The sequence below is a fragment of the Mesobacillus maritimus genome (assembly GCF_044803185.1).
In the GTDB taxonomy this organism is placed as follows: Bacteria; Bacillota; Bacilli; order Bacillales; family Cytobacillaceae; genus Mesobacillus_B; species Mesobacillus_B maritimus_B.
The window spans coordinates 65,587-85,380 of the sequence record NZ_CP085225.1 but is presented as its reverse complement, the minus strand read 5'-3'; the positions used below and the strand labels follow the sequence as shown (position 1 = coordinate 85,380).

The window sequence follows — 19,794 nt, the reverse complement described above, 5'->3', positions numbered from 1 at the left end:
TCGGAGAGCGAAGGACACTAGCCGCTAGGGCGCTGGAGCTGGAAATTCTCTAAGTCAACACTTATTTACTTTCCTTATCTTTCCCATAAAAAAGAGGCATCAGCTATAAGCCTGCCTCTTTTTAACAAATTATTAATCAAACTGATATAATGGTGTGCTTAAATAACGCTCTCCATTACTAGGAATGATGGCTAGTACCTTTTTCCCTTTTCCAAGCTTTTGAGCTACTTGTACTGCCGCATAAATCGCTGCACCAGAAGAGATTCCTCCAAGGACTCCAGCTTCTTTTGCTGCACGACGTGCATATTCGAACGCCTGTTCGTTTTCTACTTGAACGACCTCATCATATACCTCTGTATTAAGTACATCCGGAACGAATCCAGCACCAATTCCTTGGATTTTATGTGGTCCAGGTTTTCCACCAGATAATACTGGGGAGTCTGTTGGTTCAACGGCAACAATTTTAATATCCTTGTAATTTTCACGAAGGACTTTCCCAGCACCTGTAATAGTTCCGCCTGTACCGATTCCAGAAACAAATGCGTCTAATTGGTCGCCCATTTGTTCAACGATTTCAGGACCAGTTGTTCTTTCATGAACGGCTGGGTTTGCAAAGTTTTTGAACTGCTGTGGCATGAAATAGCCTTTTTCCTCAGAAAGCTCTTCAGCCCTTTTAATTGCACCTTTCATTCCTTCAGGTCCTGGAGTCAAAACAAGGTCCGCTCCATATGCACGAAGGAGGTTACGACGCTCCATACTCATTGTTTCTGGCATGACCAAAATGGTTTTGTACCCTTTAGCTGCAGCCACCATCGCAAGGCCAATTCCCGTATTTCCACTTGTCGGCTCAATAATTGTATCGCCAGCTTTAAGCTTACCACTTTCTTCAGCGGCTTCAATCATTGCAAGCGCAATTCGATCTTTAACACTGCTTCCTGGGTTCATATATTCCAATTTAAGATATACTTCAGCACTATTTTCATCAGTAAATCCATTTAGCTTAACAATCGGTGTATGGCCAATTAATTCAGTAACAGAGTTTGCAATACGTGCCATCCTAATCCCTCACTTTATTCCGAGTATTTTTATTGGTTTAATTAAAATTTACCAATCTTCAAGAAAATTGTCAATCTTTTTGCCAACTATTTAGAATTATTTCCAAACAAAGCGCTAATTAAATGTAAAAAAGGCATCACCCAAACAGGTTAATGCCTTCCATACTAGTGTTTTGCTTTTTCTCCATAAAACCAGCTAACTTCCGCTTCATCCCAGAATGGCACTGCTGAAACTGGTATATCCATTTGTTCAATGGCAATTTGGCGGTGTATTTGGTCTTTTACCTCTTCAAATGTATATCTTTTTCCTTGAATTGCATCATGAAGGTAGAGAACAGCATATCCACTATCCATTTGAACAGGATCTGACCAAGAACCCGAAGTCATCCCCTTCGCTTCCTCAATAAGAGTTGCCTTTGTTTCATCATCTTCACTAATATACCCGAGGTTACCGCCCTCATTTGCTGAGAATTCATCTAGCGACCTCTCCATTGCAAGAGCCGCAAAACTAGATCCTTCCTCTAGCTCTTCAATGGTCTGTTTTGCTTCAGGTAGAGTTTTGACAATGATTTGAGACAAGTGATAGGAGTTCGGTAGGTCAAATAGGTCCATATTTTCCTGATAATAGGCTTGTAAATCTCCCTCAGAGATCTTGGCATCTTTTGTTAAAAGCTCTTCTAAGAGGAGACTGAGCCTGACTCGTTCTCCCCATTCGTCGCCACTTAAATTCTCCTGCATGCCATACAGCGCTTTGTACATGTCTAACTCTTGTTCAAGCTCATCATCAGAGACCTTGATTTTATGCTCCTTCGCCAAAGTAGTAATGACTTTTTTATCAATTAAATCACGAAGGGTTTCTTCCCCATATTTTGTCTCTAACTCATTCAGCCATTCCTGCCTAGTAATCTTTTCGTTCCCCACTGTTGCAACCGTCTCTCGACTGGATTTCCAGTCTGGGCGCGAAAGAAAAAAGACAATGGTTAGGACGTTGAAAACAACTAATATCAATATGGCCCGCCTAAGCCGATAAATCTCCACTACAGTTTCCCCCAGAGTAAGCTTATTTCGCTTCTTCCATTAACTTTTCAAGTTCAGCTTCTGTATACACATACTTCTCATTGCAAAAATGGCATTGGGCTTCTGCTTGTCCATCTTCTTTTATCATGTCTTTGATTTCATCTTCACCTAAGCTGATAATGGCATTAGCAAACCGTTCTTTCGAGCATTTACACGTAAAGGCCACGGGAAGGGTTTCAAGAAAACTCACATTGTTGTCACCTAAAACCTCGTTTAGTAACTCTTCCGGCGACAACCCTTTATCGATAAGCTTAGATACAGGCGGAATAGTCTTTAATCTTTCTTCAATCTTTGTGATGGTTTCGTCTTCCGCACCAGGCATTAATTGAATAATAAAACCACCAGCTGCTTTAATACTATTATCAGGGTTAACAAGTACCCCAACCCCAACAGAGGATGGCACCTGTTCAGACGTTGCGAAGTAATATGTAAAATCCTCTCCAAGTTCACCAGAAACAATCGGTACCTGTCCAGTAAAATAATCACGTAAGCCAATGTCTTTGACCACTGAAAGCATTCCTTCTGTCCCAACCGCACGTCTGACATCAAGCTTTCCATGTTCATTTAGTTCAAAATGAACATGAGGGTTGGAAACGTAGCCACGAACTTGACCTTTTGCATTGCTATCGACAAGAATAAGGCCAATCGGTCCGCCACCTTCAACCTTAATCGTTAAGTTTTCTTCACCCTTTAACATTGCACCCATCATCACACCAGCTGATATCGTCCGCCCAAGTGCTGCGGAAGCGATTGGCCATGTATAGTGGCGTCGTTGTGCCTCGCTGACTGTATCAGTGCTTTTAATCGCATAGGCTCTGACTTGACCGTTAAAGGCAAGTGCTTTTACTAAATAATCTCCGTTCATTTGGAAACTCCCTTCATGCATTTCTTAGATTTACGCTTTGGTCACCTGATTCCGATTATAGATAAGGCGTAAACCTTTTAAAGTTAAATATGGGTCCACAATATCAATAGCATCAGACTCATCTGCAATTAAACTTGCTAAACCTCCTGTTGCAATCACAGTAGGGTCAGCACTTCCAATTGCTTTCATCCGTTTAACTATTCCCTCTACTTGTCCAACATATCCATATAAAATTCCAGCCTGCATGGCTGCAACTGTATTTTTCCCAATAACGCCTTCAGGGCGGGTAATCTCTATACGCGGTAATTTAGCAGCCTTGGTATAGAGCGCTTCTGTCGAAATGCCAATCCCTGGTGCAATCGCTCCACCCATATACTGTTTTTGTTCATTGATGTAGCAATATGTGGTAGCTGTACCAAAGTCAACTATAATCAGCGGGCTTCCATACTCGTGTATGCCTGCCACCGCATTTACAATTCGGTCTGCCCCTACCTCTCTTGGGTTTTCATACTTAATGTTCAATCCCGTTTTAATTCCCGGGCCGACAACAAATGGCTTGATATGAAAATATTTTTGACACATTCTTTCTAAGGCAAACATAATAGGCGGAACAACCGAAGAAATAATGATCCCATCAATATCTGAAGAAGAGAGGTTTACATGATCAAAAAGCGCTTTAACAGACATTCCATATTCGTCTTCACTTTTATGACGATTTGTCTCAATTCTCCAATGATGTTTCAACTCGTCTTGATCATATACACCCAAAACAATATTCGTATTTCCAACGTCAATGACAAAAATCATAGATTTCACCACTTTTGAGTAATTTTTCTTTCGATATAAAACCTGCCAACATCATACCATAGATTTTTCTACTTCTAAATAAAAAAGCTGATGCGCTCGTTAAGCAAAGTCCACTAAAAAAGAAAAGACTTTTTAACGAGGGATGTTGATTTCCGCTCCAGGCACGAGCGGTTCGCGGGCAGTCCAGGAGACCGGCCAGCTCCAGCGCCTAGCACTCCCGCAGGAATCTTCGTGCCTTCCGCTCCAATAAACGGTAGATAAATTAAGATATTCTTTACAATACACTCAAAAAAAAGACGCCCTGTAATCAGAGCGTCTTTAGATATTATTCTTTTGGTTTTTCTTCATCTGTCTTATCTTGAGGGGCTTTATCCTCATTAGATGTAGGTTCTTCAGATTCATCCTTCTTCTTGTTGATGTTGACTTTAACATCATCATCACCTGTCGTTATAGTTTTGGATGAGCTACGATCTGGAAGTGTTCCGTAATCGGCAAGATGTCTAATTTGCTCAGCATCAAGCGTTTCTACATCCAATAACGTATTCGCAATAATATCGAGCTTATCACGATTATCTGTAAGGATTTGCTTCGCTCTTGCATAACACTCTTTAATGATTCGTTGAATCTCTAGGTCAATTTCATATGCAATCGCATCTGAATAATTTTGTTCATTGCCAATATCACGACCAAGGAATACTTGCCCACCTTGTGCCTGACCAAACTGAAGTGGTCCTAGCTTATCGCTCATTCCATATTCAGTAACCATTTTTCTCGCTATGCCTGTAGCACGCTGGAAGTCATTATGAGCCCCAGTACTAACCTCTCCAAAAACAATCTCTTCGGCGACACGTCCACCAAGAAGGCCGATAATTTTATCAAGAAGCTCTGGCTTAGTCATGAAATAACGATCCTCTTTCGGCATCATTACTGCATACCCACCAGCTTGACCACGCGGTACGATCGTTACTTTATGAACAATATCCGCATCATCCAAAATGAGACCAATTACAGTATGTCCAGCTTCATGGAAAGCAACAATGTTTCGCTCTTTTTTAGAAATGACACGATTCTTCTTCGCCGGTCCAGCAATGACACGGTCTGTAGCTTCATCAATGTCTTCCATTTCAATTTGTTTCTTATTCTGCCGGGCAGCAACTAAAGCCGCCTCATTGAGAAGGTTCTCTAGGTCTGCACCTGAAAATCCAGGTGTTCTCTGTGCAATTGCCCTCATATTAACGGAATCAGCCAACGGCTTATTACGCGCATGTACATTAAGAACTGCTTCACGACCGTTAACATCTGGTCGGTCAACGGTAATTTGACGGTCAAAACGTCCTGGGCGTAATAATGCTGGGTCAAGGATATCTGGGCGGTTCGTTGCAGCCACAATGATAATTCCTTCATTAGCACCGAAACCATCCATTTCAACAAGCAATTGGTTCAATGTTTGCTCACGTTCATCATGTCCGCCACCAAGGCCTGCTCCACGCTGACGTCCAACTGCATCAATCTCATCAATGAAAATAATACATGGTGCATTCTTTTTCGCATTTTCAAACAAATCACGTACACGAGAGGCACCGACACCGACAAACATCTCAACAAAGTCAGAACCACTGATCGAAAAGAACGGTGTACCGGCTTCCCCTGCAACCGCACGGGCAAGCAATGTTTTACCAGTACCAGGAGGTCCTACTAAAAGGATACCCTTTGGAATTCTCGCTCCTAGTTCGGCGAACTTGCGAGGGTCTTTTAAGAATTCAACAACTTCTACAAGTTCTTGCTTTTCTTCATCTGCACCCGCAACATCTTTAAAGCGAACTTTTTTCTTCTCATCGTTATAGAGCTTCGCTTTGCTCTTACCGAAGTTCATTACTCGGCTTCCGCCGCCCTGAGCTTGATTTAACAAGAAGAAGAATAAAATGAAGATAATAACAAATGGAATGATTGATGTTAAGAAGGTTACCCAACCGCTCGTTTCTTTAGCTGGAAGCACTTCAACATTCGCAGTTTCAGCAGCAGCTCTTATTTCAGCAAGCTGAGCCTCACTGTTCCATACATAGGTAATAAAAGATTCGTTTTCTTCCGCGCCCTTCATTTCGCCTCTTACTTCATAAACGCCACGCTCTGGCTGTATGGTAAGTGACTGTACTTCGCCATTTTCAAGGTCTTGAATAAATTCATTGTAAGCAATTGGCTGTGTAGGCTGATTGCTACCGTTAAAGAAACTAACAACACCGATAATGACTAAAAATATCAATAAATAAAAGATGGTATTCCGGAAAATCCGATTCATCCCTTACCTCCTCCCACAATCAACAGACTATACTAAATATTATCACATAAAATTATTGCTATACAAGGAATTACCCTCGATTGAGCGGAATCCCCAGCGGTGTATTCTTAGTAGCTTACTACTCGCTTGTAGTATAAATTTCAGGCTTTAAAACACCAATGTAAGGAAGATTTCGGTATTTTTCCGCATAATCCAAGCCATACCCTACAACAAACTCATCTGGGACGATAAAACCGACATAATCAGCCTTAAGGTCTACTTTACGACCAGTTGGTTTATCTAAAAGGGTGACAATTTTAATTGACTTCGCCTTTCGATAACGGAAAAGTTCCACTAGATAGCTTAATGTAAGTCCACTGTCGATAATATCTTCGATGATTAGAATGTCTCTTCCTTCTACCGAAGTATCTAAATCCTTTAGTATTTTCACTTCACCTGATGAAACAGTAGAATTCCCATAACTTGAAACATCCATGAAATCCATTTCTAAATAAGTGTCTATGCGTTTTAATAGGTCAGCCATGAAAGGCATTGCCCCTTTTAGAACGCCAATCGCTAGAGGAAAGCGGTCCTTATACTCCTCGGTCAAAACACCGGCTAGTTCCTTTGTTTTTTCCTGTAACTGTTCTTCCGAAATTAAAACCTTTTCAATATCCTTTTTCATGATCCTTGTGCCCCCTGAAAAAATCATTGCTTATACTAAGCTGCATTAATTCACCAGTACCTACACCTTTGGTTGAATGACTCGACTTTTTCAAGCCAGGTAACCAAAGAATAGTACCTTCGCGGTCGGTAACAACCGGCCACATATCCCTCATAAACTTAGGGATTTTTTCATCAATAAAAATGTCTTTAATCTTCTTTGTTCCCGCCATTCCCTTCACCGTCATCCGATCACCAGCTTGTCTTGAGCGTATGATAAGCGGCAAGCCTGTTATTCCTGTATGAACAAGAAAGGTTTCCACATCTTGGCTTTCATTTACATCTCCAGAATAATACTCTGCTTTTATAAAGCCGCCCTCTGGTAATTCTACCAACCCTGGGCCATTTACCTGAAACTGAAATGGTTTGGATTCTGAGGGGTGAAGCTGAAAGTAACACTTTCCATACGAACGGATCACTTTTAACCCATTTGGAAAGTCAAGCGAACCGGAAGGATGAGGATTTTTAATCATTGAAAAAATACTATCAATATGTATAGCGGAAAGAGAAGAAGGTTGTTCACCATAAAGATAGTTTAATATTAGTTTAATCCCTCTCCTTTGTAAAGGTATTGGCATTGTAAGAAAGGCCTGAATATCAAGAGTGACTTTATCATTGGTTTTCTCCATTACTTTATTCATTTTTAGTGAAGTTAATTCAGCAAGATACTCATCGTCACTTTTAATTTCCTCACTAAATCGTTGAAAATGCTCATGTGCATGTGTGTTTTCCTTTTTTAGAAAAGGGAGTATATTTTTCCGAAACCGATTACGACTGTAGGTTTCCTTTTCATTGCTTGAATCTCTTCTAGGGTCTAATTGATGCCTTTGACAATAGTCTTCAAGTTCCTGCTTGGTTAGACACAAAAAGGGACGAACAATCTCCCCATCCTCAAACGGCCTAGTAAACGATATCCCAGCTCGCGCACTTCCAGAGCTTCCTCTTGTTAATCTCATTAAAATGGTTTCGATTTGATCGTCTCCATGATGTCCCAAGGCCAAAAAGCTTAGTTGATGCTTTTTCATTATCTCATTGAAAAATTGATACCTTAATTCCCGGGCAGCAACTTGAGAGCTTTTCCCCGTTTCTTTTATGTACTTAGGTACATTCGCTTGTTTCAATTCAAAAGCAATCGAGCGTTTTTTACAAAATTCCTGAACAAATAATGCCTCTTGGTACGATTCCTCTCCCCTGAACATATGATCCACATGTACAGCGACAAGCCTTAATTGGTATTTTTCCTTTAAACACCAGAGGAAGTGAAGCAGAGCAAGCGAATCAGGTCCTCCTGACACCCCAACCGCAAATGACTTTCCTTCTAAATCAAATCTATGCCTTTCTAAAAAACGATAAACCTTTTTTTCAATCATATATACTCTTCCTTTTTCAGGTAAACTATCCCTATAATACGGACAATTCTTTTAAAAGTTTCAAAATATGCCTAAAGAACCTGACTATAAAGATAAAAAAAGTACATCATTGAAATCGCAGCAATGAGGAATACCGTCTCAAGAAAATGACTTTTTTTCTTTTGTTTACCTGAGTTTTTCGCTGTTCTTGTCTTGTGTATCTGTGTGCGTGACTTGGCTTGTGCTTGATGAGCACTTCCACCTCTGCTCTTACTTGGCTGTAGAACGCCTAACAAATCCTTTCTCATCTCTCCAGCAGTCTGGTAATGGCCAGACAGAGCATTGTTGATTACAAATTCATACTTTGTAAGTTCTTGTTTCTGCTTTACCATTCCCATTAGTTGGGATAGTCCACCAGTCGTTTTATTAAATCGCTTCGGATAAGCCGTATTCACTATAATCATTGCTACCGCAAATAAGTCGTACTGCTCGTCGGCCTTTCTACTTCCAAGCCCCCAGTACCCACGATCATAGAACTCTGTAAACTCCTTGATTGCTCTTCCCTTAATGGTCGTACCCCCAACGTCGATACAACGTATCCTTGCTGGCGGCCCAGTCACCAATAAATTTTCCGGCTTCAAATCGCCAAATACCCAACCATTTTGATGCAGTACCTCCAAATCAGCTAACAGCTGTAGCAATAGGACACCCAGCCATTCTGAACCCTTCTGTTGAGTAAAGGATAGGAAGTCTGGGCCTTTAATAAACTCCATCACATAAAAACTATACTGTTTGCCTACTTGTTCCCAATCGTCTACATCCAACAAAGAAGGCCCAAGGGCAGATCCCTGGACCTTGTTGAAGGATTTTAACACATTTACTTCCGAAGTAATCGATGACGGATTATCACTTATTTTCAACGCAGCCTGACGATTGCTGTCACGAACTAAATAAACAACCCCGTTTGCACCATAGCCTAATTCTTTAATTATCGTATATTGGTTACGATACCATTTCCCTTTGATAATGGTTCCAGGGCTAAGGTTAGATAGACTCTTCAAAGTATTGTTCATCATCACGGGAAAGCAGACTCCTTAAAGACCGTTTTTGTTGAAAATAATTCATAGCTTCCTTAATGGCTGGTCCAGTTGGGGTAATTCCTCCAGTCTTAAGCTTTGAAAAGATGGTTGTAAGGGACTCTAGCTTTGGCGTCCAATCTAGTAGCTTTTCAACCTCTTTATGTTTCCCTGGAAATACAAACACAGAGAAGCGATTTGAGCCAGAACGGGCATTCAAGCTTAAACTTAAATCCAGTAGAGCTTCTTTAACAGTCGGTAATTTATGCGTCATGCTTGCACTTGTGTCTACTAGAATTAAGACCTCAAGTTTAACCGTTTCGCCCAGTTCATCCACGACTTCCATAATTTCTCCCCGCTTTTCAGGTGGCAAATCCTCCATCGTCTTTGCGGACCCACCCAATATCTGTTGGAGCTCTTTATTCACCACTCCCTGTAGGGTTTGGGTCATTGCTTTTCTCGTAACCATCTGTACGGTTTGTGATAGCTGTTGGGAATATACTACCTGACTAACCCCACCACCTGCCAAGGCAATTCCTTCAATTTCCTTTAAGCCTTGATCATCAATGACATCTTGCTCCATCACACCAATGACATTAATGGAAATTCCCTGCTCCTTGGCAAGGGCAGCCATTGCAATCGGATCTTCCCCTTGGTTTGAACAGCCATCTGTAATTAACAATACTTGTTTCAACGTCCCCGTTTTCATCGAAAATCTCCCTCCGTAACCACATTTGTTACCATTTTCGACTTATGGGGAATAAATTATACTATTAATACATAAAATAAACCTTATGCTTCCTTGAGCATCGATTGAACAGGTATGGAAGCCCATTTAGGAATATTATGATCAATTTTCGCCACGACCACCGTCATATCATCATCAATCATCCCTGAACGCGAGCGAATCACTTCCTCCATAATCAAATCGGCTACTGCCTGAGGCTCATTCGTTTCAAGTTCACTAATCTTCCGCTTCATCCACAAATCGTAATTCTCTACATGCTTCGGACCTTCAAACACACCATCACTCATCATGATCAGCAAGTCGCCTGCTTTCATCTGTTCACTGACAACATCAACCTCAAATTCTTGCAAAATTCCCATTGGCAAATTGCTCGCCTGAATTTTAATAATCTTACTTCCTCTTTTAATAAAACTTGGCGTAGAACCAATTTTTAGAAAACGAGCAGATGCATTTTGCAAATCAACCATAGCCAAATCAAGCGTTGAAAAAATCTCATCTGTAGTCCTTAAAGCAAGAATGCTATTGACTGACTTAATGGCCACTTTCTCTTCAATCCCAGATTGGAGAATCTGCTGAAGAAGCTTGAGCGTTTCCTGGCTTTCCGTATGGGCTCGTTGCCCATTTCCCATGCCATCACTGATTGCAATTGCATACTTCCCGCCACCAAGTTCAATGGTTGAATAACTGTCTCCAGAGATGAGGTCTCCATCCTTTGCCGCATGTGCTACTCCTGTCATAACTGCAAAGGCCTTGGCAGACCTGAAGGTTACTTGACATACCCCGCTCGGAATGGTTGCGCATTCTTCCGAATTAACAAGAATGGTTTCTCCCAAAATATCAGAAAGCATTGGAGCAATGAGTTTTTCACATTCACCATGTCCTCCACAGTAAGGAATGGTCATATCAATATCTACATTTCCTTGTTCAAGGCTGTATATATCCACATTTTCAATTTCGACGCCAAACTCTTGAAGAGCACTAAGGATTTGCTCCTCTTGTTTATGGTGATTTTCCCGCTCACGTTGAATTTCTTTCGCAAAATCCCCCATTACCTCTGAAACTCCGAGCAGTTGATTCGCAACCAATTTTCTACTTTCTTGAACTTGTTTTTTCAGCTTACGATTTGCCTGATAAAAAGTAAGCTGATGCTGCATAATGTCGTTCACTTTTTTAGAACGCGTACAATGCTTATCCCAGTCCCGAGACAGCTTTGGCGAAATCGTTCCTGTATGATCTAATTCATGCATAATATCGCTCATAAACTCATAGGTTGTATTAAAGTTCCTTGCCCAACAATGGTCCTTTTTAAAACAAGTTTGACACGTCTTCTCTGTGACATTGCTTAGAAAATAGTCAAGGTCACGGTCTGGCTCTTCTCCTTCTGTCTGCTCTTCAATTGTGGAGAAGCTTTTGGACAGTGCTTGGAAGACATTAGAGAATTGAGCCACTCTACGCGCTGTCACATCTCGCATTTTTCTCATATATTGCTGCTGCTCAGCGGAGTATTCTGCGGTACCAGGTATATATTTTGCTATTCTTAAAGTTAATGAGCTAGGCGTTAAAAGAAACAGTAGAATGGCAACGCCTGTTTCAATTAACATCTTATCAATTGGTTCCCCTGTTTCACCGTACATTCCGATTAAAAGTGTGGCAACGAGTAAACCTACTGCAACACCAAGTTTTTTCCCTTCTTTTAACAAGCCACCTAATAAACCTGCAAAGGCAAGCAAGCTCATATGAAAGAAACTTGATAGATTGGCAAGACTAAAGATTAAACCTGTCACTACTCCTACCGTTGACCCCATGGTAGCTCCGGCAACAAAAGCAAAGACTAACACAAGGTAACGGGACAAGACATGTTCGATTGAAACATCATATAAGCTCCACCCAATTGTCCCTGTCATCACTGAAGCAAGCATAATAATTAAACAAACAATCTCCTCTGTCTTTAAAGAGTGTCTTCGCTTATTCACAGTTAATAAAGGGATGCTTTGTAAAAATATGAAGCCTAGAATTAAACCCAAACCAGCTTCAATTCCGGCCATAGCACTCCCATAAACCGTTAAATTGCCTTCTACAATCGCAGTTTTCGACATTTCCATACTCAAAATAGTGAAAAACACTAGTAGTGGCAACCCTTTTATTTCATTCTTCATCCATCTTCCCGTGACCCGGAAAAGAATTAAGAACAACAGAATGGTTCCGAACGTAAACGCTGCTTCCCCAAGAGATAAAGTAGCCGCTCCAGCAACAAGTCCAAGGAGGGCAATTGGCGCACGATCCCTACGAATAAAGAAAACGGCCGCAAAAAAGGGAAGGCTAAAAGGTGTTAGCTTTGCTAATATTAATGCGCGACCTAGAAGAAAACCGATAAAAAGAAAAATATATCCTTTTCTGAGGAAAAAGCTTTCAATGGATGTCTGAAGTTTGACAAACAGTTTCGAGAAATTAAATCTCGGCTTGTCAAGACGAACGTCACTCGTAGGCTTTACCACAGTCCTTTCTACATTTTGCATCCCATACACTCCCTGCATTTTATTGTTGTTGTTCATTATAAAAGTATAGTTGTCAAAATTTTGTCAAAATCAAGGACAAGTATTGTATTTTCGTTCGACTGTTTATGTGGTAAAATACCGACAAATTTCTTTCATATTTTTATTGACAGTTTGGTAATATCTCAGTATTATAGATTTTGTGCTTTAATTTATGGCGGTGTAGCTCAGCTGGCTAGAGCATTCGGTTCATACCCGAAAGGTCGTGGGTTCGACTCCCTCCGCCGCTATTATGAAATGCGAAGGCGACTGTTCAGCGACGTATGGACTGGAGCGCTTCGACTGAGATAAAGGAAACACGAAGAGCGTAAGCGATTCGATGTTGACTTATCGTAGGGAGAAGCGTGAAGTCCACTAGTCGCTAGGAGCCGTAGCTAGACAATGAAATGCGAAGGCGACTGTTCAGCGACGTATGGACTGGAGCGCTTCGACTGAGATAAAGGAAACACGAAGAGCGTAAGCGATTCGATGTTGACTTATCGTAGGGAGAAGCGTGAAGTCCACTAGTCGCTAGGAGCCGTAGCTAGACAATGAAATGCGGAAGCCCCTAGGCGCTGCAGCTAGACAATGAAATGCGAAGGCGACTGTTCAGCGACGTATGGACTGGAGCTAATAAACATTACTACGGCCCCTTGGTCAAGCGGTTAAGACACCGCCCTTTCACGGCGGTAACACGGGTTCGAATCCCGTAGGGGTCATTGCAAAAAACACTGGATATTCCAGTGTTTTTTTTGTACAACCTATATTTGGAGTAAAAACTATAAAATAACCCCTACCATGTATGGTAATAGGCATAATTAAGTCTTTATTTTTACTTATAGACCACAAAAAAGTGCCTTTTCGTTTCAAAACCTAATTACCTATACTAGTTAAGAACTTTCTTGAGGGGTATTTTTATTGTTCCAAACCCCATTTTTGATGGAAAACTACGTCATAATACCCTGTTCTTTCTGAAAAAGGCAATTTTATTCCCTGTTTTGAGCCTTTTATTCCCTGTTAGAGATGTTATATTCCCTTACCAGGAATAAATACTATACACCGTATCGTATTTTAGCTATTCAGACATCCCCAATATTACATGACTCTGATGAGTTCCCTGTTTTTCGCTGCAAAAAAGACAGATCAATATTGACCTGTCTTTAAAGGCATCTATATAAATATATTCAGCAGCAAGTTACCCTCTTTTAGCTCCTCTGCCACCGCGTTTTGATTCGGTATGGCGCTTTAAAGAAGAGAGGCGATCTTCACTATCCTTTAAAAATTTTGCCATCTTAGTTTCAAAATTTTCAGGACGGTTATTGCGGTTATCATTGGGTCTACCATTTCGTTGACGCTTTGAGTCTGGTCTTTCCGGTCTTGCAGGTCTTGCAGGTCTTTCCGGCCTGTCAATTGCCTTTTTGATGGATAAACCAATCTTTCCGTCTTTTACATTAATAACCTTTACCTCGATTTGATCGCCGACTTTTAAATGATCATTAATATCCTTTACGTAATTGTCTGCGACCTCACTAATATGAACAAGCCCCGTTGACCCTTCCGGCAACTCCACAAATGCTCCAAAATTAGTGATACCCGTTACTTTCCCTTGCAACTTGCTGCCTACTTCGATTGACATAAAAAGAATTTTCCTCCTTAAAAGTATAAAAAATCAAACATATTATATATTATACCGAACATGGAAAAAGAGTGTCAATTAGCGCTCTTTTTCGTTACTATCAGGTAAATTAAAGATAATTTCGCCTTCTTGCGAAAGGAAATAATCCCTTCTAGCCAACTTAGCAATATACTCTTCGTCATTTAGTTTGACGATTTCTTCTTCAAGATGTTTTTGATCTTTTTGTAAATCTGCTAATTCCATTTCAAGCCTTTCCTTTTCATCTAGCTTTGACTCTAATGCTGATGTCCGGGAGATGAAGGTAGAAATCATCACGACAGATATAATTGAAATCATCACAAATAAGACTGCGAGGCGTCTGAATAGCACTTTACGTTTTCTCTTTTCTGCTATTCCTGCTTTTTCACTTTGTTGCGTATACTCATTTTCTAACTTAGAGATATTCCGTTTTCTAATGGCATTCATTCCCCCGCGGTCCTCCTTATTTTTTGAAAATTTTTAAGTTCTTTAGCCTTTTTACTATTGATACAGTGTAATTCTGGAATTTACGAGTAAATCCTGCCATTTTATTATATATTCTCTCGACGATTTTTTTAATCCTTTTCGGCAAAAGTTTCCAAAAAAGTAAGAATATCAGCTGAAACGGTTTCCATGCGACCTTAAGAATCCAGTATGTTATTTTTAATATTGTCTTCAATAACGAGATAGTCCCTTTTCCTAATAAAATCAAAAGGGAAACAGTTGAAACCAATAAGAAACGTAGAGGTTGATAGACCAGAGTCTTAAAAAGGTTAACGGTAATTTTATAGGTTGATATTGCAACAGAAATAATCCATTCAAGTACCTTCAGATAACCACGCTTCAAAAGACTCTGATAGGCTGCAAACCCACAGAGCAGTGCAAGAAAGATGTAGAATCTCAGTTCTCCTTCATTCACGATAAATAATACATAAAATATGGAGAGTCCCTGTAGAATCCAAAATAGGATGTCATTAAGAAAGACAATCCAATTTTTTCTTTTCCGCCTCTGTAAAAAACGACTGTACGTATCAAGTGAGGCACCGAAAAGACTACCCATGCCAATCATTGAAAGCATGGTCAGAAACTGGGTTGTCAGCGTCATCTGAACAGCTTGCTAAAGAATCCTTTAGCTTTCTCCCCATGCTGATCATCAAGGTAAATCAAGTCAAAGACTCTCCCTTTAATTGAGACAATCCCTTTATCTACATCTAAGTTTTTCATTTGCAGGTTTTGGCCTTTAATTGCAAGGAAACCCATGACTGTTTCAAGCAAAAACTCTTCATTATCAAAGCTTTCTACCTGTTTGACACCCGAAATTTCAAGTGTCCGCCTTCCCCTCATGATAACATCATGTTCAGGAGTGTTTGTTTTTTGTTGATTTGGTTCAAAGTACTGGCTCATATTTAATCCCCCACAATCGCGTTATACACGGTTTGTACATATGTATGAATGGTGAGGGCTAAATAGAACAAGCCTAGTTATTCTGATTCAGAAAGTCGCTCTTCTTTCACAATCGTATACATATTAGCAGCTTCTTCCTTCTTCGTTGTTTCCTGAATGCGTTCAATCTTTGCTGTTATCACCCTTTGTCCAAATCGGACCGTTAGCTCATCGCCCACTTTTACATTCGTGCTTGCTTTAGCAGCTAAGCCATTTACTAAAATTCTCCCTTGGTCAGATACTTCCTTTGCCATCGTGCGCCGCTTTATTAATCTCGACACTTTTAAAAATTTGTCTAATCTCATGCTCCAACCACTCCTATTTTCCTTCTTTTTCGTTTGTTTTTGCTTCAACCCAGAACGCATCTAGTTCCTCTAGTGTATAGTCATTAAAGGAACGTCCACTTGCTGCAACCTTTTCCTCTATATAACTGAAACGCTGACTAAACTTCTGATTGGTTTTAAATAAGGCTTCTTCGGGGTCTATTTTGTAGTGTCTTGCAACATTTACAAGCGCAAACAGCAAATCACCAAACTCTAGTTCCATTTCTTGCTGATTGCCTATTTGTTTTGCTTCTTGTAATTCCACTAATTCTTCCTTCACCTTATCCAACACCGGAGTAATATCCGGCCAATCAAAGCCAACCTTAGCCGCTTCCTTTTGTAACTCTTTAGCCTTTAACAGGTTCGGCAGACCTTTGCCAATTCCCTCTAGCATGGATTTTTGAGTGATTCCTTTTTCTTGTTGTTTAATTTCCTGCCAATTCGTAAGTACCTCTTCCTCTGTCTCCGCTTCTACGTTTCCAAAGACATGAGGATGGCGACGAACCATTTTTTCAGAGATCCCTTGTACGACATCTTCAATTGTAAAATATCCATCATCTTCGCCAATTTGTGCATGAAGCATAACCTGAAGAAGGACATCACCAAGCTCCTCAACCATATGATCGATATCTTCATTATTGATTGCTTCGATTAACTCATATGCTTCTTCAATTAAATACTTTTTCAACGATTCATGTGTTTGCTTTTTATCCCAAGGGCAACCATTTGGGCCTCGCAGGTCCGCAATAATCTGCCGGAAAGTAGAGAACTCACGATAGAGAACTTCCTCATCTTTTACAGGCGGAACATACACAGAGGTTAGATTGTGCACTTCGGTTGCCCTATCCAATTCATATAATGGAATCCACTGAATTTTCTCCGCACTACTTCCTGCTGCTGTAACAATGGCTATCTCGTATTCGTCAGGAAGTTTTTCCATTAAACTAAGCTTTACTTCTGAAGCAACAAACTGATCATAAACTTGTCCGATAATCGTATGTGTATTCAAACGGATCATATCCCTTGAAAGGGCTGTACCATCCACCAATTGAAAGCCATCAATCGGGTCGATTTTTAACGCTTGAAAAATGGCATCTAAAAAGCTTTGCCCCCCGCCAATTTCAATCTCAATTCCTCGTTCTTTTCCTTTCTCTAGTAACAATTGCACGGTTCTCTCCGCGACTAACGGATGGCCAGGGACCCCATAGACTACCTTACTTTCCTCTGCTTTCGCTAACAGCGTCTCACTTATTTCTTCATAAACAGCAGAAAACTCACTATTTTTTTCATATATATCATCAAAGGAGGTAAAGCTATGCCCAATTTCCTCAAGCTCAGCTACAATTGGATGTTCCTTCGTCCGTAAAAAAATATTTTTTTCCTCTGTTAAAACTTTATAAACTCCATAAGGGAGCTGATTTAGGTCACCTGCACCTAGACCAATTACGATGATCTTCTTCATTATTAATCGACTCCTATCTTTTAGGCAACAAAAACAGTAGCTTACTTCCAAATGGAAGCATTAAAAGTTCCTTTTCCCCTAATAATCTTGTTTTAATGACAATCACTAAATAAAAGACAGCCCCTAGAATTACAGCACTAATGGCTTGTAAGGCTGACATCGGCCTTACAGAAAGATGCTCCCAAACGAGCCACTGAACGGCCTTTATATACAGATGCAGAAATAGTCCCATCAACGTAGAAATAAGCAATACTTTTAGAATAAAGCTGGTTGAGAGAATTTGTTGTTGCATCACTTTCCGAAGCTTGACGATTAGAATCATCAACATGATTACCATAGCCGTAATACTAGCGAAGGCTGCTCCTGACGTCCCGTAAGAAGGGATAAGGAGAAAGTTTATGATATATTTCAAACCAAATCCGCCAAGGACAATGAAAGCTGGAAACAGGGAGTGATTCATTCCTTGTAGAATTCCAATAATGGTGATCATCATCGACCCAGGCAAGATAAGGAGACTTAACTGCGCTAACACAAAAGAACCATTAGCGTTTTCAAATAGCATAATATTTGTTGGCTCAATTATACTAAACAAACCAATAGCAGCCGCTGCCCCTACTAGTAAACTCAACTGCAGGGCAAATCGCACATTTTCAATTGTTTTTTGACGCTGTTTTTCCCCTGAAATGGCTGGCACTAAGGAAAGGGCAATAGAGGTTGCAACTACAGTGCCAAGTTGAATCAGCGGTTGTCCACGATCGTAGACCCCCTTAGCTATTTTCGCCTCTTCAATTGTCATTTCAGTTGAAGATAATAGCTGATAAAGATTTAGTGCATCTGCCAACTGATGGAGAATCAACACCATGCCGCTTATACTAATGGCAAAACCCTGGATAAACAAGGCTTTTATTACAGGAATGGCTGTATTCCCTAATTCTTTAAAGCTGTACCGATTTTGGAGGATACCATCCGAGGATCTCAAAAAATAGTAACCGAGAATCGATAAACCGACAAATCCGCCTGTCACCGATCCAAAAACCGCACCGCTTCCTGCTAGATAAAGTGAATAACCCTTTTGAATCAATATGTATGAAAGCGAGAGAATGGTGATAACGCGAATAAGTTGTTCCCCAACTTGAGAAACCGCCGTCGGGATCATATTGCCTCCCCCTTGGAAGTACCCCCTAAAAACGGAAATAAACGGAAACAACAGAAACGGAAAGGCCATCACCCGAAAAAGCGTGCCCAAATCCCGATCCCCCATTGATGTCGCAATTAAATCGGCGCCTAGAAAAAAAGTAAGAAAAAGAGATACTCCAATGATCGTTAGAAAAAATAACGAAATCGATAGGAGCCTCGTCGCCTCTTGCCGATTACCTGAAGAAAGCTGCTCTTTATATAATTTAGAGATGACAACCGGAAATCCATGTGTAGACAATACAAGGATAATGCCATAAAAAGGATAGACCTGTTGATAGATATAAAAACCAATGTCACCAACGATATTTTGGAAGGGAACACGGTACATCGCACTTAATATTTTGGTCACTAAGGCAGCTGCTGTCAAAATCAGTGCTCCCCTGAAAAGATCTTGTGACCCAGATACAGACTTCATTACCCAACTCCTTCCATTCTGAATATCGAATGTATTATATCATAAAGTGCGACCATTAACGGTAGGCTAGAGCTAATCTGCCCCATGATTGGGCCTGCTTACATACAGAAAAGAGACTGATCCCAAAAGCTAAATGGCTCTTGGAATCAATCCCCTTTCTCTGATTTATCTATCTACTTCTCTTACTGTTCCATTTGTCTTGCTAAAAATCCAGCAGCTGTTTCTACTGCCTTTTGTTCAACTTCACCTAACGTACCTTCTTTAGAATAAATGATGACCGATCCGATTGGATCTCCATTTGCAATGATTGGACCAATTGTATAGGAAGAAATCGTATCATCGATTCCATCTACCAGCGCAACTGTTCCTTGCTGGTTTACTAAAACAGATGAGCGATCCTCCATCGTTTTCTCAACTTGTTCACTGATGTTTTTATTTAAATAATCCTTTTTGGAACTACCTGCAATAGCAATGTACGTATCACGATCACAGATTAAAACCGGATTCCCTAAACTATCATACAGGGCTTCTGCATATTCCTTAGCAAAATCACTTAATTCACTAATTGGGGAGTATTTCTTTAAAATCACTTCCCCGTCGCGATCTACAAAAATTTCTAATGGGTCACCCTCACGAATTCTCAGTGTTCTCCGAATTTCTTTCGGAATAACGACTCTGCCTAAATCATCGATACGACGAACAATACCAGTTGCTTTCATCCAACGTTGCCTCACTTTCATCTGATGATTGTTTTTGGACAATGATGGTTGAACCCTTTATTTATCCACCATTAC

The 19,794-nt window shown here is 40.5% G+C and carries 18 protein-coding genes and 2 tRNA genes; 2 read left to right on the top strand and 18 right to left on the bottom strand.

Going from position 1 to position 19,794, the window contains the following annotated elements:
* Window positions 1–132: 132 nt before the first annotated feature.
* The 10 genes from cysK to spoIIE all read right to left on the bottom strand — a co-directional run bounded on the left by cysK (window position 133) and on the right by spoIIE (window position 12,491).
* Window positions 133–1,056, bottom strand: a complete 924-nt coding sequence (cysK, locus tag LG336_RS00415; RefSeq protein ID WP_404330670.1) for a cysteine synthase A — start codon at window positions 1,054–1,056, stop codon at window positions 133–135.
* A gap of 164 nt (window positions 1,057–1,220) precedes the next feature.
* Window positions 1,221–2,063, bottom strand: coding sequence for a peptidyl-prolyl cis-trans isomerase (locus LG336_RS00410; protein WP_404330669.1), 843 nt, complete (start codon window positions 2,061–2,063; stop codon window positions 1,221–1,223).
* Between the two features lie 52 nt (window positions 2,064–2,115).
* Window positions 2,116–2,997 carry an Hsp33 family molecular chaperone HslO gene (gene hslO / locus LG336_RS00405; protein ID WP_404330668.1) on the bottom strand — a complete coding sequence of 294 codons (882 nt, stop codon included), beginning with the start codon at window positions 2,995–2,997 and terminating at the stop codon, window positions 2,116–2,118.
* Window positions 2,998–3,027: 30 nt separating this feature from the next.
* Complete coding sequence (locus LG336_RS00400) at window positions 3,028–3,804, bottom strand: type III pantothenate kinase (protein WP_404330667.1); 777 nt, start codon at window positions 3,802–3,804, stop codon at window positions 3,028–3,030.
* Window positions 3,805–4,129: 325 nt separating this feature from the next.
* Window positions 4,130–6,100, bottom strand: a complete 1,971-nt coding sequence (gene ftsH / locus LG336_RS00395; protein ID WP_404330666.1) for an ATP-dependent zinc metalloprotease FtsH — start codon at window positions 6,098–6,100, stop codon at window positions 4,130–4,132.
* Window positions 6,101–6,218: 118 nt separating this feature from the next.
* Window positions 6,219–6,764, bottom strand: a complete 546-nt coding sequence (gene hpt / locus LG336_RS00390) for a hypoxanthine phosphoribosyltransferase (protein ID WP_404330665.1) — start codon at window positions 6,762–6,764, stop codon at window positions 6,219–6,221.
* The gene (gene tilS / locus LG336_RS00385; protein WP_404330664.1) at window positions 6,748–8,172 is read right to left on the bottom strand and encodes a tRNA lysidine(34) synthetase TilS; all 1,425 of its coding nucleotides are present in this window, start codon (window positions 8,170–8,172) and stop codon (window positions 6,748–6,750) included. The genes hpt and tilS overlap by 17 nt, the downstream gene beginning before the upstream one ends.
* A 71-nt stretch (window positions 8,173–8,243) precedes the next feature.
* Window positions 8,244–9,227 (bottom strand): protein kinase family protein, encoded by a 984-nt coding sequence (locus LG336_RS00380; RefSeq protein WP_404333060.1) that lies wholly within the window; start codon window positions 9,225–9,227, stop codon window positions 8,244–8,246.
* Window positions 9,196–9,936 carry a VWA domain-containing protein gene (locus tag LG336_RS00375; RefSeq protein WP_404330663.1) on the bottom strand — a complete coding sequence of 247 codons (741 nt, stop codon included), beginning with the start codon at window positions 9,934–9,936 and terminating at the stop codon, window positions 9,196–9,198. The genes LG336_RS00380 and LG336_RS00375 overlap by 32 nt, the downstream gene beginning before the upstream one ends.
* An 83-nt stretch (window positions 9,937–10,019) precedes the next feature.
* Window positions 10,020–12,491, bottom strand: a complete 2,472-nt coding sequence (spoIIE, locus tag LG336_RS00370) for a stage II sporulation protein E (RefSeq protein WP_404330662.1) — start codon at window positions 12,489–12,491, stop codon at window positions 10,020–10,022.
* Between the two features lie 192 nt (window positions 12,492–12,683).
* On the opposite strand from spoIIE, the gene LG336_RS00365 reads away from it, so the two are divergent.
* Window positions 12,684–12,757 (top strand) — tRNA-Met (locus LG336_RS00365).
* Between the two features lie 396 nt (window positions 12,758–13,153).
* Window positions 13,154–13,225: transfer RNA gene (locus LG336_RS00360), tRNA-Glu, on the top strand.
* Window positions 13,226–13,701: 476 nt separating this feature from the next.
* Here LG336_RS00360 and LG336_RS00355 read toward each other — a convergent pair.
* From LG336_RS00355 to spoVT, 8 genes are all read right to left on the bottom strand, one after another.
* Window positions 13,702–14,142: a S1 domain-containing RNA-binding protein gene (locus tag LG336_RS00355; RefSeq protein ID WP_404330661.1), complete on the bottom strand. Its 441-nt coding sequence runs from the start codon at window positions 14,140–14,142 to the stop codon at window positions 13,702–13,704.
* 78 nt (window positions 14,143–14,220) lie between these two features.
* Window positions 14,221–14,607: a septum formation initiator family protein gene (locus LG336_RS00350; RefSeq protein ID WP_404330660.1), complete on the bottom strand. Its 387-nt coding sequence runs from the start codon at window positions 14,605–14,607 to the stop codon at window positions 14,221–14,223.
* 16 nt (window positions 14,608–14,623) lie between these two features.
* On the bottom strand, window positions 14,624–15,265 hold the full coding sequence (yabQ, locus tag LG336_RS00345; protein WP_404330659.1) for a spore cortex biosynthesis protein YabQ: 642 nt from the start codon (window positions 15,263–15,265) through the stop codon (window positions 14,624–14,626).
* Window positions 15,262–15,564: a sporulation protein YabP gene (gene yabP / locus LG336_RS00340; RefSeq protein ID WP_221870470.1), complete on the bottom strand. Its 303-nt coding sequence runs from the start codon at window positions 15,562–15,564 to the stop codon at window positions 15,262–15,264. Before yabP ends, yabQ begins: the two co-directional genes overlap by 4 nt.
* 77 nt (window positions 15,565–15,641) lie before the next feature.
* Complete coding sequence (locus LG336_RS00335; RefSeq protein WP_404330658.1) at window positions 15,642–15,908, bottom strand: RNA-binding S4 domain-containing protein; 267 nt, start codon at window positions 15,906–15,908, stop codon at window positions 15,642–15,644.
* 13 nt (window positions 15,909–15,921) lie between these two features.
* Window positions 15,922–17,388, bottom strand: coding sequence for a nucleoside triphosphate pyrophosphohydrolase (gene mazG, locus LG336_RS00330; RefSeq protein WP_404330657.1), 1,467 nt, complete (start codon window positions 17,386–17,388; stop codon window positions 15,922–15,924).
* A 13-nt stretch (window positions 17,389–17,401) separates the two neighbouring features.
* Window positions 17,402–19,000, bottom strand: a complete 1,599-nt coding sequence (locus LG336_RS00325) for an oligosaccharide flippase family protein (RefSeq protein WP_404330656.1) — start codon at window positions 18,998–19,000, stop codon at window positions 17,402–17,404.
* 182 nt (window positions 19,001–19,182) lie between these two features.
* Complete coding sequence (gene spoVT, locus LG336_RS00320; RefSeq protein WP_404330655.1) at window positions 19,183–19,719, bottom strand: stage V sporulation protein T; 537 nt, start codon at window positions 19,717–19,719, stop codon at window positions 19,183–19,185.
* Window positions 19,720–19,794: the final 75 nt, after the last annotated feature.

Coding starts and splice junctions, on each gene's coding strand:
- LG336_RS00335 (WP_404330658.1), bottom strand. CDS start 15,908: ATGAGATTAGACAAATTTTTAAAAGTGTCGAGATTAATAAAGCGGCGC.
- spoIIE (WP_404330662.1), bottom strand. CDS start 12,491: ATGCAAAATGTAGAAAGGACTGTGGTAAAGCCTACGAGTGACGTTCGT.
- spoVT (WP_404330655.1), bottom strand. CDS start 19,719: ATGAAAGCAACTGGTATTGTTCGTCGTATCGATGATTTAGGCAGAGTC.
- tilS (WP_404330664.1), bottom strand. CDS start 8,172: ATGATTGAAAAAAAGGTTTATCGTTTTTTAGAAAGGCATAGATTTGAT.
- LG336_RS00350 (WP_404330660.1), bottom strand. CDS start 14,607: ATGAATGCCATTAGAAAACGGAATATCTCTAAGTTAGAAAATGAGTAT.
- LG336_RS00355 (WP_404330661.1), bottom strand. CDS start 14,142: ATGTCAATCGAAGTAGGCAGCAAGTTGCAAGGGAAAGTAACGGGTATC.
- LG336_RS00380 (WP_404333060.1), bottom strand. CDS start 9,227: ATGATGAACAATACTTTGAAGAGTCTATCTAACCTTAGCCCTGGAACC.
- LG336_RS00400 (WP_404330667.1), bottom strand. CDS start 3,804: ATGATTTTTGTCATTGACGTTGGAAATACGAATATTGTTTTGGGTGTA.
- yabQ (WP_404330659.1), bottom strand. CDS start 15,265: ATGACGCTGACAACCCAGTTTCTGACCATGCTTTCAATGATTGGCATG.
- LG336_RS00325 (WP_404330656.1), bottom strand. CDS start 19,000: ATGAAGTCTGTATCTGGGTCACAAGATCTTTTCAGGGGAGCACTGATT.
- LG336_RS00375 (WP_404330663.1), bottom strand. CDS start 9,936: ATGAAAACGGGGACGTTGAAACAAGTATTGTTAATTACAGATGGCTGT.
- hpt (WP_404330665.1), bottom strand. CDS start 6,764: ATGAAAAAGGATATTGAAAAGGTTTTAATTTCGGAAGAACAGTTACAG.
- mazG (WP_404330657.1), bottom strand. CDS start 17,388: ATGAAGAAGATCATCGTAATTGGTCTAGGTGCAGGTGACCTAAATCAG.
- ftsH (WP_404330666.1), bottom strand. CDS start 6,100: ATGAATCGGATTTTCCGGAATACCATCTTTTATTTATTGATATTTTTA.
- cysK (WP_404330670.1), bottom strand. CDS start 1,056: ATGGCACGTATTGCAAACTCTGTTACTGAATTAATTGGCCATACACCG.
- yabP (WP_221870470.1), bottom strand. CDS start 15,564: ATGAGCCAGTACTTTGAACCAAATCAACAAAAAACAAACACTCCTGAA.
- hslO (WP_404330668.1), bottom strand. CDS start 2,997: ATGAACGGAGATTATTTAGTAAAAGCACTTGCCTTTAACGGTCAAGTC.